Annotated in this window: 16 protein-coding genes; 9 read left to right on the top strand and 7 right to left on the bottom strand. The window is 60.4% G+C overall.

The genetic code is table 11. The features are described 5' to 3' along the window. Nucleotides 1-106: 106 nt before the first annotated feature. From NRB16_RS26240 to NRB16_RS26225, 4 genes are all read left to right on the top strand, one after another. Nucleotides 107-1,948 carry an amidohydrolase gene (locus tag NRB16_RS26240; RefSeq protein ID WP_045494719.1) on the top strand — a complete coding sequence of 614 codons (1,842 nt, stop codon included), beginning with the start codon at nucleotides 107-109 and terminating at the stop codon, nucleotides 1,946-1,948. A gap of 82 nt (nucleotides 1,949-2,030) precedes the next feature. Then, entirely contained in the window at nucleotides 2,031-2,654 is a 624-nt protein-coding gene (ycaC, locus tag NRB16_RS26235; RefSeq protein WP_045490828.1) for an isochorismate family cysteine hydrolase YcaC, read from the top strand. 700 nt (nucleotides 2,655-3,354) lie between these two features. After that, complete coding sequence (locus NRB16_RS26230) at nucleotides 3,355-3,663, top strand: hypothetical protein (RefSeq protein WP_045490830.1); 309 nt, start codon at nucleotides 3,355-3,357, stop codon at nucleotides 3,661-3,663. A gap of 298 nt (nucleotides 3,664-3,961) precedes the next feature. Next, the gene (locus NRB16_RS26225; protein WP_257107306.1) at nucleotides 3,962-4,477 is read left to right on the top strand and encodes a chalcone isomerase family protein; all 516 of its coding nucleotides are present in this window, start codon (nucleotides 3,962-3,964) and stop codon (nucleotides 4,475-4,477) included. A gap of 12 nt (nucleotides 4,478-4,489) precedes the next feature. On the opposite strand, the gene moaA is transcribed toward NRB16_RS26225, so the two are convergent. The 5 genes from moaA to NRB16_RS26200 form a co-directional block, all read right to left on the bottom strand. Further along, a complete protein-coding gene (moaA, locus tag NRB16_RS26220; RefSeq protein ID WP_045490834.1) occupies nucleotides 4,490-5,488 on the bottom strand; it encodes a GTP 3',8-cyclase MoaA in 999 nt (332 codons plus the stop codon). A gap of 108 nt (nucleotides 5,489-5,596) precedes the next feature. Continuing rightward, nucleotides 5,597-6,952 (bottom strand): sodium:proton antiporter, encoded by a 1,356-nt coding sequence (locus tag NRB16_RS26215; RefSeq protein WP_045490836.1) that lies wholly within the window; start codon nucleotides 6,950-6,952, stop codon nucleotides 5,597-5,599. Nucleotides 6,953-7,010: 58 nt separating this feature from the next. Then, nucleotides 7,011-7,412 (bottom strand): hypothetical protein, encoded by a 402-nt coding sequence (locus NRB16_RS26210; protein ID WP_253112856.1) that lies wholly within the window; start codon nucleotides 7,410-7,412, stop codon nucleotides 7,011-7,013. A gap of 11 nt (nucleotides 7,413-7,423) precedes the next feature. Continuing rightward, a complete protein-coding gene (locus NRB16_RS26205; RefSeq protein WP_045490840.1) occupies nucleotides 7,424-8,365 on the bottom strand; it encodes a class I SAM-dependent methyltransferase in 942 nt (313 codons plus the stop codon). 110 nt (nucleotides 8,366-8,475) lie between these two features. After that, nucleotides 8,476-8,760, bottom strand: coding sequence for a hypothetical protein (locus tag NRB16_RS26200; RefSeq protein WP_045490842.1), 285 nt, complete (start codon nucleotides 8,758-8,760; stop codon nucleotides 8,476-8,478). A gap of 625 nt (nucleotides 8,761-9,385) precedes the next feature. Here NRB16_RS26200 and NRB16_RS26195 point away from each other — a divergent pair. Together NRB16_RS26195 and NRB16_RS26190 are read left to right on the top strand one after the other, a co-directional pair. Beyond that, nucleotides 9,386-10,954, top strand: a complete 1,569-nt coding sequence (locus NRB16_RS26195) for a TerC family protein (RefSeq protein ID WP_045490844.1) — start codon at nucleotides 9,386-9,388, stop codon at nucleotides 10,952-10,954. A gap of 171 nt (nucleotides 10,955-11,125) precedes the next feature. Then, complete coding sequence (locus NRB16_RS26190; RefSeq protein ID WP_045490846.1) at nucleotides 11,126-11,398, top strand: hypothetical protein; 273 nt, start codon at nucleotides 11,126-11,128, stop codon at nucleotides 11,396-11,398. A gap of 157 nt (nucleotides 11,399-11,555) precedes the next feature. Here NRB16_RS26190 and NRB16_RS26185 read toward each other — a convergent pair whose 3' ends face one another. Next, complete coding sequence (locus NRB16_RS26185; RefSeq protein WP_257107305.1) at nucleotides 11,556-12,134, bottom strand: GNAT family N-acetyltransferase; 579 nt, start codon at nucleotides 12,132-12,134, stop codon at nucleotides 11,556-11,558. A gap of 133 nt (nucleotides 12,135-12,267) precedes the next feature. On the opposite strand from NRB16_RS26185, the gene cysC reads away from it, so the two are divergent. Beyond that, nucleotides 12,268-12,831 carry an adenylyl-sulfate kinase gene (gene cysC / locus NRB16_RS26180; RefSeq protein WP_257107304.1) on the top strand — a complete coding sequence of 188 codons (564 nt, stop codon included), beginning with the start codon at nucleotides 12,268-12,270 and terminating at the stop codon, nucleotides 12,829-12,831. Here the strand turns inward: cysC and NRB16_RS26175 are convergent. Next, on the bottom strand, nucleotides 12,828-13,742 hold the full coding sequence (locus tag NRB16_RS26175; protein ID WP_253140914.1) for a LysR family transcriptional regulator: 915 nt from the start codon (nucleotides 13,740-13,742) through the stop codon (nucleotides 12,828-12,830). The genes cysC and NRB16_RS26175 overlap by 4 nt on opposite strands. A 103-nt stretch (nucleotides 13,743-13,845) precedes the next feature. Between NRB16_RS26175 and NRB16_RS26170 the strand changes: the two genes are divergently transcribed. Further along, nucleotides 13,846-15,015: an aspartate aminotransferase family protein gene (locus NRB16_RS26170; protein WP_257107303.1), complete on the top strand. Its 1,170-nt coding sequence runs from the start codon at nucleotides 13,846-13,848 to the stop codon at nucleotides 15,013-15,015. A 122-nt stretch (nucleotides 15,016-15,137) separates the two neighbouring features. Continuing rightward, nucleotides 15,138-15,665, top strand: coding sequence for a DUF4174 domain-containing protein (locus NRB16_RS26165; RefSeq protein WP_045490856.1), 528 nt, complete (start codon nucleotides 15,138-15,140; stop codon nucleotides 15,663-15,665). Nucleotides 15,666-15,757: the final 92 nt, after the last annotated feature.

Raw genomic sequence — 15,757 nt, 5'->3', positions numbered from 1 at the left:
CTTTATCGCCAACAGCTCGTTGCTCAGCGCTGCCGCGGCGATCCTCCCGGCCTTTTCCTTCGCCGGCCAGGCCGGCACTTCTCAATCTTCAGTCAAAGGTACTGCTATGAATACTGTCGAGCTGATCCTGTTCAACGGCAAATTCCACACCGTCGACCGCGAAAAGCCCCAGGCCAGCGCGGTAGCGATCAGCGCCGGGCGTTTCGTGGCCGTTGGCAGCGAGGCCGAAGTCATGGCCCTGCGCGGCAGCGCCACTCAGGTCATCGACCTCAAGGGCCGTACGGTGATTCCGGGGCTTAACGACTCGCACTTGCACCTGATCCGCGGCGGCCTGAATTACAACCTGGAACTGCGCTGGGAAGGCGTGCCATCGGTGGCCGACGCACTGCGCATGCTCAAGGACCAGGCCGCGCGCACGCCCACCCCGCAGTGGGTACGCGTGGTCGGTGGCTGGAACGAATTCCAGTTCGCTGAAAAACGCATGCCGACCCTGGAAGAAATCAACCAGGCCGCCCCGGACACCCCGGTGTTTCTGCTGCACCTTTACGATCGCGCCTTGCTCAATCGTGCCGCGTTGCGGGTCGCCGGTTACACCCGCGATACGCCGAACCCGCCGGGTGGCGAGATCGTGCGTGACAGCAGTGGTAACCCGACCGGCATGCTGGTCGCCAAACCCAACGCAATGATTCTCTACGCGACGCTGGCCAAGGGGCCGAAGCTGCCACTGGAGTATCAGGTCAACTCGACCCGTCAGTTCATGCGCGAACTCAACCGGCTGGGCATCACCAGTTGCATCGATGCCGGTGGTGGTTTCCAGAACTACCCCGATGACTACCAGGTGATCGAGCAACTGAACAAAGACAATCAGTTGACGGTGCGCATCGCTTATAACCTGTTCACCCAGAAGCCCAAGGAAGAACTGGCCGACTTCAAGAATTGGACCAGTTCGGTGAAGCTTCACCAGGGCAATGACTTCCTGCGGCACAACGGGGCAGGGGAGATGCTGACGTTCTCCGCCGCCGACTTCGAAGACTTCCGCGAGCCGCGCCCGGACCTGGTCCCGGACATGGAAAGCGATCTGGAACCGGTGGTGCGCCATCTGGTCGAGCAGCGCTGGCCGTTCCGCCTGCATGCCACCTATGACGAATCGATCAGCCGCATGCTGGATGTGTTCGAGAAGGTCAATCGTGAGATCCCGTTCAACGGCCTGCCATGGTTCTTCGACCATTGCGAAACCATCACCCCGCGCAACATCGAGCGCGTGCGGGCGCTGGGCGGCGGCATCGCGATCCAGGACCGTATGGCTTTCCAGGGCGAGTACTTCGTCGAGCGTTACGGCGCCAAGGCCGCCGAGGCCACGCCGCCGATCAAGCGCATGCTCGCTGAAGGCGTACCGGTGGGCGCCGGCACCGATGCCACCCGGGTATCGAGCTACAATCCCTGGACCTCGCTGTACTGGATGGTTAGCGGTCGCACGGTGGGCGGGCTGGAGCTGTACCCGGAAGGTTTGCCGCGTGCGACCGCGCTTGAGCTGTTTACCCACGGCAGCGCCTGGTTCTCTTCCGAGCAAGGCAAGAAAGGTCAGATTCGCGTCGGTCAACTGGCTGACCTGGTGGCACTGTCGGCAGACTTCTTCAGCGTCGATCAGGAAGCCATCAAATGGATCGAGTCGGTGCTGACGGTGGTCGACGGCAAGGTGGTGTACGGCGCCGACGACTTCGAGCCGCTGGCACCCAAACCTATTGCGGTGCTGCCAGACTGGTCGCCCGTGGCCAAGGTTCAGGGCCACTGGCGCCCGTCCTCACCGGTACTGGCAGCGGTTCACCAGTGCAGTGGTCCGTGCGCCGTGCATTCCCATAGCCATGAAAAAGCCCGCCTCTCCAATGCCCCGGTCAGCGACTTCCAGGGGTTCTGGGGCGCGTTTGGCTGTTCGTGCTTTGCGTTCTGATTCTGCCCGTTCTGATGTGTGTCACCTGCGTGCAACTGCCGGGTCGTCCTGACCCGGCTTTACTCGAAAAATGGAGTCAATCATGAGCACTAACCCGTACAAGCGTTTGAACAAAGATGATGCTGTCGTACTGCTGATCGACCACCAGACCGGCCTGATTTCTCTGGTCCAGGATTTCTCGCCGAACGAGTTCAAGAACAATGTGCTGGCCCTTGGCGATCTGGCGAAATTCTTCAACCTGCCCACCATTCTGACCACCAGCTTTGAGCAAGGCCCGAACGGCCCGTTGGTGCCAGAGCTCAAAGAGCAGTTCCCGGATGCGCCGTACATTGCCCGTCCCGGCCAGATCAACGCCTGGGACAACGAAGACTTCGTCAAGGCGGTAAAAGCCACTGGCCGCAAGCAACTGATCATTGCCGGGGTGGTGACCGATGTCTGTGTCGCGTTCCCGACCCTGTCGGCACTGGCTGAAGGCTTCGAGGTGTTTGTGGTGACCGACGCCTCCGGCACCTTCAACGAAACCGTGCAACAGGCTGCCTGGGCGCGCATGAGCGCTGCCGGTGCGCAACTGGTCAACTGGTTCGCAGTGGCCTGCGAGCTGCACCGCGACTGGCGCAACGACATCGAAGGGCTGGGTAACCTGTTGTCCCAGCGGATCCCCAACTACCGCAACCTGATCAACAGCTACAGCGCATTTACTCAGTAAGGCGACGCTGCTGCGCGATCCTGCGTAGCAGTGGTCGGGCGGCTATCCGCTTGAGCCGCGAACAAGGCTGTTCGCGGCTCAAGCTGCTCTCGTTAAACAAAATGCAAGCTATTGATTTTTAATGGATATCTCCTAGGAGCGGCTTTAGCCGCGAAGGCTTCGCGGCTAAAGCCGCTCCTGCAAAGTCTCGTGTTTGCTGCGCGACAGTGCGGTGCCAGTTGATTCTCCAGTGGTTTGTAAAGATATGTAGTGACTTTAAAAAATCACTACATAACTGTTGACGCATGCCTTTCGATTAAGCATGATGAGGCCATCTCCCCGATCGGGAGTGCTGAAAAAGGTGTACAGAACAGGCCCGACAAGCCGTCGGGATGTTCCAGGATGTAGGCTGCCCACAAGGCAGATTGACGAAGATGACCCGGCCCGCGTCGTTACAGGACCAAGAGCTGGCGAACCGACTTCATGACGTGCTTGTGGCTGATCTGTTCCCGATCGCCCGTCGAGTTTTCGGCTTTCGCTATTTCGCCTCCCGGATTCGATGCTGTGTTGTAGCGGCTTCCCGTCAAGGCTACCTGCATTTCCTTCAAGTCCGAATGTCACCTGACGAATGCTGCGTACCGCAGTTTCCCGGTCATTCCAGAAGTGTCCGTAGTCGATGTATCAAGCCTATTGAACAGTGCACGAGCGAAGGAGCATCAACATGACTATCCACAACCTGACCATTGATGAGCTGGCTCGTCTGTTTGCCGCCCGTAAGGATACTCTCGACAGCCATATGCTGTGGGTTACCCATGGCGGTGAAGTGCGCCTGGATCCGATGAGGGCCTGTTCCGAAGAGCAGGAGTTCCGCGCCGCCCACCCGCAACTGTGTGTTGCACTGAAAATGTTCCGCCGTGGGCAAGGCTATGTTGGCAAGAAGGCTGCTGCGGACCTGTCGTTCGTTGAAGAGCAGCTGGGGCTGTTGCGTAACGAGTGGCACAAGGCTCATGCCCGTGCCCGGGTGGCCTGACAAAACCGTTTGAAACAGGCCAATTGAAACCGGTATGCAGTCTCTCGGGAGCCTGTGTACCGGTTTTTTGTGCTGCGTCGATCATCCGCAAATGGCCCGAAGAATCTGTCATGGGCGTGTTACATATTTCAGACAAGTTATTTCACTGAATATACAAGTTCTGCCGGGTGGTATAGGTTATGTATCAAAGAGCCAGTGGGTGGCGCTGATTTGGCCCACTGAGGTCTAGACCATTCCGCTGGCTCTTTTCTCATCTTGTGCCGGTCATCGATTGACGACCTCTTTTGAGGGCTGCTCCATGAACGCGTTACGCTGGTTATCACTGGCTTTGGTGTTAGCCTGCGCCAATGCAATGGCCGACTGGCGTGAAGCGCTCCCAAGTGCCCGGATGGTAGGGGCCGGCGACCTGCGGCTCTGGGGTTTCAATATCTACACCGCGCGGTTGTTCAGCCCGGTGGTGCCTTTTAAGGTGGGCGCGCCGTTGGCGCTGGAACTGACTTACCACCGCGCCATTTCACGCGATGATCTGATCCGCGTCAGCCTTGAGGAAATCCAGCAAACCTCAGGTGCACGTGTCAGTGCCGAGCAGTTGGCCGTGTGGCGTAAGGAAATGCAGCAGGCATTCATTGATGTCGAACCCGGCATGACAATCACTGGCGTTTATGTGCCGGGACGCGAAGCACGCTTTTACCTTGGCAAGCGTTTGCTGCATGTCATTGGCGACGCTCAATTTGCCGAGGCGTTTTTCGCCATCTGGCTTGACCCTTCGACCAGTAACCCGGACCTGCGCGCAAAATTGTTGGGCAAGTCATAAGACCCGCGCTAATCAGCCGCCGGTCATATTCATGAAGCGCACCACCTGCACCTCATCGTCCAGGCGAAAATCATGGCTCCAGGGCTTGAGTTGCATCGCCTGAATAATCGCTTCGCGTAACACCTCGGGTTGCTCAGGGTGATCGCGCAGGACCTGCTTGAGATCAGCCGAATGCTCATTGCCCAGGCACAGTAACAGCCGGCCTTCGACGGTCAAGCGTACCCGGTTGCAGGTCGCGCAAAAGTTATGGCTGTGCGGCGAGATAAAGCCGATCCGGATCTGCGGGGCTTCAGCCAGGCGCCAATAGCGCGACGGTCCTTGGGTCGAGTCGGTGGAGGGCAGCAGGGTATAGCGTTCGGCGATACGCTCGCGGACCTGCTCGCTGGAGTAGAACGCCTCCTTGCGACTGTGCTCGCTGATTGCCCCCAGGGGCATCTCCTCGATAAAGGTGATGTCCAGTTGGCGGTCGATGGCGAAGGCCACCAGGTCGTTGATCTCGTGGTCATTGCGGCCGCGCATCACCACACAGTTGAGTTTGGTGTGGGTAAAGCCGGCGGCGTTGGCCGCATCGATGCCCTCGATCACCTGGTGCAGGTGGCCGGTGCGGGTCAGTTCGTGAAAGCGCTGTGCGTCGAGGCTGTCGAGGCTGACATTCAGGCGTTTGACCCCGGCCTTGAACAGCGGTGCTGCCAGCTTGCCCAGTTGCGAGCCGTTGGTGGTCAGGCACAGTTCGCGCAGGCCGGGCAGGGCGGCAATCCGCTCACACAGGCCCACGATGCCCTGGCGCACCAGTGGCTCACCACCGGTCAGGCGGATCTTGCGGGTGCCGAGCGCGACAAAGCCCTGAGCGACCTGAAACAACTCTTCAAGGCTCAGGATCTGCTGGCGCGGCAGAAACGTCATGTCTTCGGCCATGCAATACACACAGCGGAAATCGCAGCGATCTGTCACCGACAGTCGCAGGTAATCGACCTTGCGTGCAAAGCGGTCCATCAGGACGGAATCAGCCATTTCACCCTCACAACTCATGACAGGCGCAAGCTTGCGTGTGTCGCCCGCCACAGTCCAATCGGTTGTGACAATAGCATGATCGAGCCGCTCTATGCGGGTCGCTTGCCATTAGTCCTGGCGGACCTCGGGCCGGCTCAGTTGGCGTTCATAACGGTCCAGCAGCGGCTGGGTACTCAGGCCGTGCAGGATGATGCTCAAACCTACCACCGAGAGGGTCAGGCCCGTGACGCCTTGGGCGATCTGTGGCTGCAAGCCATGACCGAGCGCATAAAACAGGTAGTAAAGGCTGCCGATCCCGCGGATGCCAAACCAGCCCACCAAGGCTTTCTGCCTGGCATCAAACAGCTTGCGGCCAAGTAGCAGCCACACGCTGGCCGGCCGGATAATGCAGAACAGCGCCAGGCCCAGTGGTATGGCGCGCCAGTCCCAGTACAGTGCCAACGAAGCGCCGAGCAGGGTGATCAGCAGCACTTCCATGGCCCGCTCGATGAGGTTACCGAACAGCAGCATATCGCCCATCATCACCCCGGCGGCCAGTTGTGAGTCGCTGAGTTCTTCGATCTGCGTCACCGTGGCCCGCTCCCGCTCGACTCTGGTGTGCGCCAGGACCGGCTGCGCCACGTGTTCTGAGGGCAGCTCTGAATGGGTGATGCGGGCCTCGGCCTGGCGCAGACCGAAGCCGGCGGCAAACACCGCCAGAAAGCCGAAGGCGCCGAGTGCCTGCGCGGTAACGTAGGACAGGGCGATCAGCGCCAGAGCGAGAAAGTCATTGGGCGATGTGGTGCTGTCCGCGTTGCGGATACGCAGATGAATCATCAACTGCCCGACCCCGCGGCCCATGCCATAGCCCAGCAAAAGACCGGCCGGCACGCCCCACAGCAGGTGTTTGAGGACCCAGGCGCCAAGCCAGTCCTGCACGGCGCCCTCCTGGGTCAGAAGCAGCAGAGCCAGGATCACGAAGGGAAAGGCCGTGCCGTCGTTCAGCCCGGCTTCACCGGACAGCCCGAAGCGCAGCCGATCCTGATCCTGGGCATCATTGACCTGCACCAGGCTGGCCAGCACCGGGTCGGTCGGTGACAGCACTGCGCCGAGCAACACCGCCAGCCCCCAGGACAACGCCAGCAGGTAATGGGCAACCAGCGCCATGCCAACGATGCTGGCCAGCATCACCGGGCCGGCCAGCCAATAGGCCGAGTGCCAGGCTCTGGCACGCAAGGGCAGGCGAAGCTTGATGCCGGTGTTGAACAGCGAGAACAACACCGCCACTTCGGTCAGCCGCTCCAGCCATTCATGCGACCGCTGAACATCCAGGGTAATCAGTTGCAGGCCCGCCGGGCCGATGGCAAAACCGAACAGCAGGCACAGCGCCGAGGTGGTGACCGGCAGCCAGCGCAGCCAGGAAGAGGTCAGGGCCAGCAGCATCAGCAAGACGCCAAGCACGCCCACATACACCATGAAGCTCATCGCTCGATCCTCGCCGGCCATCCCTTATGGGTATGACTGCTGATCAAGCAGGATGTTTTCAGTTTTGCGCAGGCGCATCCTCACGAAACTGCAGCACATTGCCCTCCGGGTCGAAGCCGTCGCAGGCACTGAAGTTACGCGCTTGCCATTGCTGGTCGAGCGGATTGAGGCCACCGCCCAGTTCGCTGGCCTGTTGCCGTGCCAGAGCAAGACTGGCCACCGGCAAGACCAGCTTGAGCGGCAGGTCAGTGCGCAGCTTTGGCGGGCTATCGATTACCAGCTTTTTCGCTACCGCCGGTGGCAGGGCGTGCAGCACCAGCTGAAACGAATCGGACTCCAGTACCATCAGCCGGTTCTCTTCCAGGGTGATGCTCAGGTTGGCGAGCTGCGAGTAAAACCGCGCCAGACGCGGCAGATCTTTGCCGAACAGCACGGCGCCGGGCTTGGGGTGTAGCGACATGATCAACCTCCTCAATTATCCAGCGTGAACACCAGTGCCTTCAGCCCGCCTTCGGCACTGGCATCGGCAAACTCCGGCGGGTTGTCCAGCCGTTCGACAAAGCGCAGCGCCGGGGCTTCACGGGCCGTCTGTTCGATCAGAAATTGCGACGCGACCAACGGATCGTTCATGCAGGCCAGCACCTGACCGCCGGGGCTGAGCAACTGCGGCAGGCGGCGTAGCACCCGCTGGTAGTCCTTGTCCAGCACAAAGCTGCCTTTCTGAAACGACGGCGGGTCGATGATGATCAGCTCATAGGGGCCGCTGCGGGTCACCTTGCCCCAGGAATTGAACAGGTCGTGGCCAAGAAAACTCACCCGGTGCATTTCGTGGCCATTGAGCTTGTGATTCTCCCGGCCACGATTCAGCGGCCCTTTGGCCATGTCCAGGTTCACCACCTGTTCAGCACCGCCGGCAATCGCCGCCACCGAAAAGCCACAGGTGTAGGCGAACAGGTTCAGCACTCGCTTGCCACTGGCCTGGGCCCGTACCCAGTCGCGGCCGTAGCGCATGTCGAGAAACAGCCCGGTATTCTGGTTGCGGCCGAAATCGAGCTTGTAGCGCAGGCCGCTCTCGGTGATCAGCCAGTGATCCCGGTGTTCACCGATCAGCCACTCGGTATCGCTGTGCGCCGTATAACGGTGTTGCAGCAGCAGGCTATGGGCCTTGCTGTTGCGCCATGCCTGGCTATTGGTCAGTTCCTGCAGCAGTTGTTTGAGCGCAGCAAGCTCCTCGGCCGCCGGCTCGCGGAACAGCGCCACCAGCACCACCCCCTGCATCCAGTCCACGGTGAGGTGTTCAAGCCCCGGCCAGACCCGCCCGCGGCCGTGAAACAAGCGACGGGTTTCAGCCGGGGCGGGGTCCAGGGCGGTGAGCAGATGCTGGTGCAGGGTGGCGAGTGCTTCGGAATTCATGGCGCGAGTCGTTGATCAAAGGGCGTGTATGGTAGCAGCCCCGGATCAGGCCGGTTAAATGCAAACGGGGAAGCCAATGGCTTCCCCGTCGGGTCCTGCAATCTGCCGGCTCAGAGGTTCTGCGAGCTGGCAATCATGGCCTGGGCCATCTGTTCTTTCTGTGCGTCGGTCATGGTGTCCCAGATCTGGGTCTTGGCGTAGTAACCCAGGCCGCCCAGGCAGTAGCAGCTCAGCGCGACGACCAGCAGGATCGACTTCAGGCTCCAGCTTTGTTCGCGTTCGGTTTCACGAGTGAAGTCGCGCGAGTAGGGCTGGTCAGCATGATGGCGAGGGTCCTGTTCCGAAGAGAAGCGTTTGAGCCATTGGAACAGGTGGGATACAACGTACCGCAGCATGGGAAAAAACCTCAATTTCATCGAATGGGTTGGCCGGTCGGCGCTTGCGCAGCGCACCGGCAGATCAGGCAATGCAAATGCTGAAAACGAAAAAAGCCCGTCATAGGACGGGCTTTCTTTTTATTAGGAGATCAAGTCGTGGGGCGTTGCAATCAGCCTTCAGGAATAGTCGCTTCCTGAGGCTTCGACGTACGCTTGTCTGTGTTGCAACATCTTAGTACAAAAAATGCTCGAAACTCCAGTAGTAATCTGCTGTTGTCAGACAACTGGCACTCTCTTGGGTGCGGTCAATTGTCACAGCGCATGGCTGCAGGCACGATGATTTCGAAATGCCGTCAAGCTTTGTAATAAATATTCTGCATGGTAATTGTGACTCGTTGTTGTACGCTTCTGTCCCGCATTCAATTTCAGGATTTTATGAACACCCTCCAGGAACCCCCCAGTCGCTGTGCACACGCCTTTGCACATTCACCCTTCTGCGACCCGCCTCAACGCAAACTCCTTCGGCCCGGCGTCCCGCCAAGCCTTCCCCGTGTCAGCGCTTCTTCCTCTGAGCAAAGCCCGGCTGTCCAACGCCGTTTGCTGACGTTTGCCCTTTATTTTTCCAAGAAAAAGAACTGACCTCATGGAATGGATTGCTGACCCCACGGCCTGGCTGGGCCTGCTGACCCTTATCATTCTGGAACTGGTACTGGGTATCGATAACCTGGTGTTCATCGCCATTCTGGCCGACAAGCTGCCGCCACATCAGCGCGACAAGGCGCGAATCATCGGCCTGACCCTCGCACTGCTGATGCGTCTGGGCCTGCTGGCGAGTATCTCGTGGATGGTGACTCTGACCGCGCCGCTGTTCGAGGTGTTCGGCAAGAGCTTCTCGGGCCGTGACCTGATCATGCTGTTCGGCGGTGTGTTCCTGTTGTTCAAGGCCACCATGGAACTGCACGAACGTCTGGAAGGCCATGTCAGCCAGCGCGCCACCACCGGCACCTATGCGTTGTTCTGGCCGATCGTTGCCCAGATTGTGGTACTCGATGCGGTGTTCTCGCTCGATGCGGTCATCACCGCAGTCGGTATGGTTGAGCACCTGTCGGTCATGATGATCGCGGTCATCATCTCGATCGGTGTGATGATTGTTGCCAGCAAGCCGCTGACCACCTTCGTCAACCGGCACCCGACCGTGATCATGCTGTGTCTGGGCTTTTTGATGATGATCGGTTTCAGCCTGACCGCCGAAGGTCTGGGCTTCCACATCCCGAAAGGCTACCTGTACGCGGCGATCGGCTTCTCGATCCTGATCGAGGTGTTCAACCAGGTTGCCCGCAAGCGGCGCAAGGCGTCCGCACATGGCAGCCTGCCGCGTCGTGAACGCGCTGCCCATGCGGTGATGCGCCTGCTGGGTGGCCGCCAACTCGAAGAGGGCTCTGTCGATGAAGAAATCAGCGACATGGTTGACTCTGCCGGCGGCACCGAAGCGGTGTTCGATCGTCGTGAGCGGGTGATGATCAGTGGCGTGCTGCAGTTGGCCGAACGGCCGATCCGCACAGTGATGACGGCACGTGCAGAGGTGGAATACATCGACCTCAAGGACGACGCCGACAAGATCCGCCTCAAGCTGATGCATTCATCGGTGTCGCGTCTGCCGCTGGTGGGCGAGGCCGGGATCGATGAGCCGCTGGGCTATGTGCACAAGAAAGAACTGCTGCGTGAGCTGCTGGCCGGCAACCAGCCGGACATGGCGCTGATGGCCCGCAAGGCGATCAACCTGCTGGAGAACTTTTCGATCCTCAATGCGCTGGAGCAAATGCGTAAAGAGTCGACGCACATTGCTTTTGTGGTCAATGAGTTCGGCGACTTCATCGGTATCCTCAGCATGACCGACATCCTGGAGTCGATCGCTGGCCAGTTGCCGGACGCCAGTGAAATGGCCGGGCCGGATATCGTCACCCAGGGCGAGGACTTCGTTGTTTCCGGTGCCCTGAACCTCAGCCTGATCCGCGAGCGCACCGGCTTCCAGGCCCGCGTCACCGAGGACTACCAGACGCTGGCCGGCCTGGTGATGAGCCTGCTCGATCGTCTGCCAGTGATCGGTGACCAGCTGGAGCATCAAGGCTGGTCGTTGAAGGTGACCGGTGTCGAAGAGCGGCGGGTGACCAAAGTGTTGCTGCAACGCCAGCAGCAAGCCACCGGCAAGTAACCCGCCTCAAGCTGCGGTTTGCTGACCGCCAGGCTGCCATCGACGCGCCAAATGCGTCGATGGCATGCAACTGGTCGGCTCGATTCAACAAGATCGAATAAGGCTGGTCTATCCTGCCTCACTCCCGTGGCTTCAACCTGCAGTCAGCCACTCCACCTCCCGGAGCCTGCCATGACTGCTGCTTCCCTGTTCAATCCCAACCTGACCTATGACGTGATCTCGACCCGCAAGGCCTATCCGGTCTGGCGCATCCGCGAGCGCAAGGTATATGCCTACCTTGAGCATGACCCGCGCCGTGACTGGAGTGGGGAGATCGGCTTCTTGAGTCTGGGAACGCCCCAGCGGCTGGTCGACCATGATGGTCAGACCATCGCCTGGATCGTTGGCAATGAGGTTCGCGATACCAAAGGGCAACGCTTCGCCCTCAGCCAAGTCAAGGATTGACCGATTCGGACGGTACATGGCTTTGTGGCAGCGACCTTGGTCTGGGCGGCATTGCGACGAATGGGCCGGTAAAACCACGGCAAATGCAGTGACTTTGCTGGCCTCTTCGCTACCAAGGTAGCGCCCACAGAGGTACATAGGGCCTAAACGATCAGGTTCAACACCGACGCGGCCGTGATACCACCGACTCGATATTTTTCCGGCCGATCAACAGTGGGCGCTCAGGCTCAGCTGTAACAGCCGGTTGTTCGCCCAGCCACTTGTACATCACCAAGCAATCCACCAGGCCCAGCCGGGCGTGACGGTAGGCGCGTGGCAGGCGGCCGACGGTGTCGAAGCCCAGCTTGCCCCACAGCGCGACGGCCACTTCGTTGCTGGCCACCACCGAGTTGAACTGCATGGCCAGAAAACCGCTTTGCCTTGCCAACTGCTGCGAGTGCTCGCACATCAGCCGTGCCACGCCACGGCCACGCGCAGCCTCGGTGACCATATAGCCGCAGTTGCTGACATGGCTACCGGGACCTGCGGCATTGGCCTTGAGGTAGTAACTGCCCAGCAGCACGCCGTGTTCTTCAGCGACCAACGTGTGCAGCGGATAATTCAGCCACAGCTCGCGGGCCTGCTCAAAGGTCAGGGCCGGGTCATAGGCGTAGGTTTCCCGGGCGCTGACGACGGCCTGGAAGGTTGGCCAGAAGCCGTCGAAGTCGGCGGCGGTCATGGGGCGGATCTGGATCATGTCGGTCCTTGCGGTGTACGGCGTGAGGCGCACCTTATGTGTTCAGGCCAACGATCTGCAAGTCTGGCTTGCCGAGCAGCAACCAATGGCGGTATATGCTCAGCCCGGTATCTGGCCAATTTCAAGGAAGTCCATGCCCAGCCCTATTCTTGCTGACCTGAAGTCTCCCCAGTCATCCATGAGCCATGTGTTCTGGCTCACCGGCCTGCCTGCTGCCGGCAAGACCACCCTGGCCAAAGCGCTCGAACAGCGTCTGAAGGCTGCGGGCCGCCAGGCACTGGTGCTCGACGGTGACGAGTTGCGCCGCGGCTTGTGCGCCGATCTGGGCATGAGCGATGCCGATCGCCGGGAAAACATTCGCCGGGCCGGTGAGGTCGCTGCGTTGTTGCAGCGCTCAGGGCTGGACGTGATCTGCGCTTTCGTCTCGCCCTTCAATGAAGACCGCCAGCGGGTACGCCAGTTGTTCGCAACCGGGCAGTTCACCGAGGTGCATGTCAGCACCAGCCTGCAGGTGTGCATGCAGCGCGACCCCAAAGGCCTGTACGCCCGCGCACAACGAGGCGAGCTGCACAATCTGACCGGTTGGGATGCGCCTTTTGAGGTGCCCCTGGCGGCCGAATTCAGCTTCGACAGCCATACCATGAGCACTGAACATTTGCTTGATGCGCTGTGTGAACGTGCAGTGCAGTCGGGTTAAATCTGCTCCATGCCCCACAACTGCAGCGCGTATTCGACAAAACTGCGCAGTTTCGGCAACCGATAGCGGTCTTGCGGATAGATCAGGTGCATGGGCCTGCCCGGCAGGCGGTACTCGGGGAGCAAGGCCATCAGCCGTCCCTCTTGCAGGTCCTGTTCGACCAGCGCGTCGGGCAGCATCACGATGCCCATACCGGCCTTGGCGGCCTGATACAGGCCCGCTGAAGAATTGATCATCAATGGTCCGTTGACCGGCACCGAGACCTCGCCGTCTGGTCCGTTGAGTCGCCAGTGTTTTTCGGTGGAGCTCCAGTCGTCGCCCGCCAGATAAGCGAATGCAAGGCAGTCGTGCTGTTGCAGGTCCTGGGGATGCCGGGGCGTGCCGCGCCGCGCCAGGTATTGCGGCGCGGCGCAGATGGTCAGGGTGTAGTTCTGCAAGGGGCGGGCGATCAGGCGCGTCGAGGTAGCCAGTTCGCCCATGCGGATGCCTACGTCGAAACCGTGGTCGAGCAGGTCCATGCGCTGGTTGGTCAGCACGACATCCAGGCGAATCTGTGGGTAGCGCCGGGAGAACTCGCTCAGGGCCGGGGCCAGACGCTCCGAGCCGAAGGTCAGCGGCGCGGTGATGCGCAAGGTGCCCAACGGTTCGCCCAGCGCCTGTTCAGCCAACTGTTCGGAATCGACCACCAGCCCGAGAACCTCCACGCAACGCTGGTAGTACGCTTCGCCAAATTCGGTCAGGCGCTGGCGGCGAGTGGTGCGCTTGAGCAGGCTGACGCCCAGGCGCTGCTCCAGTGCACGCAAATGGTTACCGACCATGGTCGTGGAAATTGCGCATTCGCGGGCGGCGGCCGTCATGCTGCCGGATTCGACGACCTTTACGAACACCGACATTGCCTGGAACAGATCCATTATCAATCCATGCTTGAAAATGTTTGAAGTTATAGCCGGTTTATCCAGCGAAAGGGGTTAACGATACTGCAAACCGTCCCTGACCACTATGGAGCCGCCGACCGTGACCAGCGCTTGCCTGATGCACACCTACCAGCCATTACCTTTAAGCTTTGTGCGCGGCCTGAACACCCGCGTATGGGACCAGGACGGGCGCGAATACCTCGATGCAGTGGCCGGTGTGGCAGTGACCAATGTCGGCCATGCCCATCCGGCGCTGGTGGCGGCCATCAGCGAACAGGCCGGGTTACTGTTACATACCTCCAATCTGTACAACATTGACTGGCAGCAACGTCTGGCACAGGCGCTGACCGGGCTGTCGGGCCTTGAGCGGGTGTTTTTCAACAACTCCGGCGCCGAGGCCAACGAGACCGCACTCAAACTGGCCCGCTTGCATGGCTGGCACAAAGGCATTGAGCAGCCGCTGGTGGTGGTCATGGACAATGCGTTTCATGGCCGTACCCTGGGAACTCTGGCCGCCAGTGATGGCCCGGCGGTGCGGCTTGGGTTTGCCGGTTTGCCGGGTGATGTGCTGCGCATCGCGTTCGGCGACCTGGCAGCCTTCGAGCAGGCCTGTGCCAGCCATGGCTCGCGGATCGCGGCGGTGCTGCTTGAGCCGGTGCAGGGCGAGGGCGGGATTCGGGTCGCGCCGGCCGGCTATTTGAAGGCATTGCATGAGCGTTGCCGGCAGCGTGACTGGTTGTTGATGTTCGATGAAATCCAGAGCGGCATCGGCCGTACCGGGCGCTGGTTCGCTTGCCAGCATGAGGGCATCGTGCCGGATGTCATGACCCTGGCCAAAGGGCTGGGCAACGGCATACCGATTGGTGCTTGCCTGGCGCGCGGCAAAGCGGCAGGGCTGTTCACTCCTGGCAGTCATGGCAGCACGTTTGGTGGCAACCCGTTGGCCTGTCGGGTCGGTTGCACGGTGCTGGAGATCATCGAGCGGCAACAATTGGTCAATAATGCCCGGCTGCTGGGCGATTATCTGATAGAGCGTCTGGGGCAGGCGCTGAACGATAACCCCAAGGTCGTCGCGATTCGCGGTCGCGGGCTGATGATCGGCATTGAGTTGCAGCAACCGATTGCCGACCTGAGTCTGATGGCCGCCCGGCATTACGGGGTTCTGATCAATGTGACGCGCGGCCGGACCATCCGCTTGCTGCCGCCATTGACCCTCAATCACGACGAGGCGGATACGATTGTGCAGGCCCTGCACAGCCTGCTTGAGTAACCGGTTTGATGGGGGCGAGTAAATTTTGGGCTATACCGGAAAGATACAGTTACGGTAGAAACACACATGGGAATTGCGAATCAAAGCAATATGCCGACCCACCGATTAACAAGGAGCCCCCCATGCCTATCCGGTCACTGACCCTTGCTACTCTGCTGCTCGTCGCTGCCCCGGTGTTTGCCGCCGACAGTGATGCACCGCTGGCACAGGAACGCGGCAAGGCCAGGCCTTTGGTCATCATTGCCCCTAGCCAAAGCGACCAGACGCTGGTCAGCTTGAAAAAAGCGCTTGAAGAACCCGCCAACCGCAAGGCCTTTACCGAGCGCAACATGGTGCTCTACACCGTGGTCAACACGCTTGGCCAGCGTGACGGCAAAAATCTGGATGCGCAGACCAGCATGGCGCTGATCCGCGAGTTGAAGCTGGGCGCCGGGGGCAAGACCCGGGTCATCCTGATTGGCAAGGATGGCGAGAAGAAGCTCGAAACCGAGAGCATTCAGGTTCAGGAAATCTTCGCCACCATCGATCAGATGCCAATGCGTGAAAAAGAGGCCAGCGCACCGGCAGCGGCGCCAGCCAGCAGTACCGCGCCACCGCCGGAAAAAGCGCCAAAGGCCGGCAAGGGCGGGGCGCCGACCCTCGACGACTGAGGGGCATCAGCCGTGCAAACAAAAAGGACGCTGGAGAGGGGTCTGGAGGGGGGTTTTGGCTTGGGGGCCACCCCCCCCAGGGTTACCCCCCC

The organism is Pseudomonas sp. LJDD11, from assembly GCF_024584215.1.
Classification (GTDB): Bacteria; Pseudomonadota; Gammaproteobacteria; order Pseudomonadales; family Pseudomonadaceae; genus Aquipseudomonas.
The sequence above is the reverse complement of the archived record's forward strand: the minus strand, read 5'-3'. Positions and strand labels throughout refer to the sequence as shown.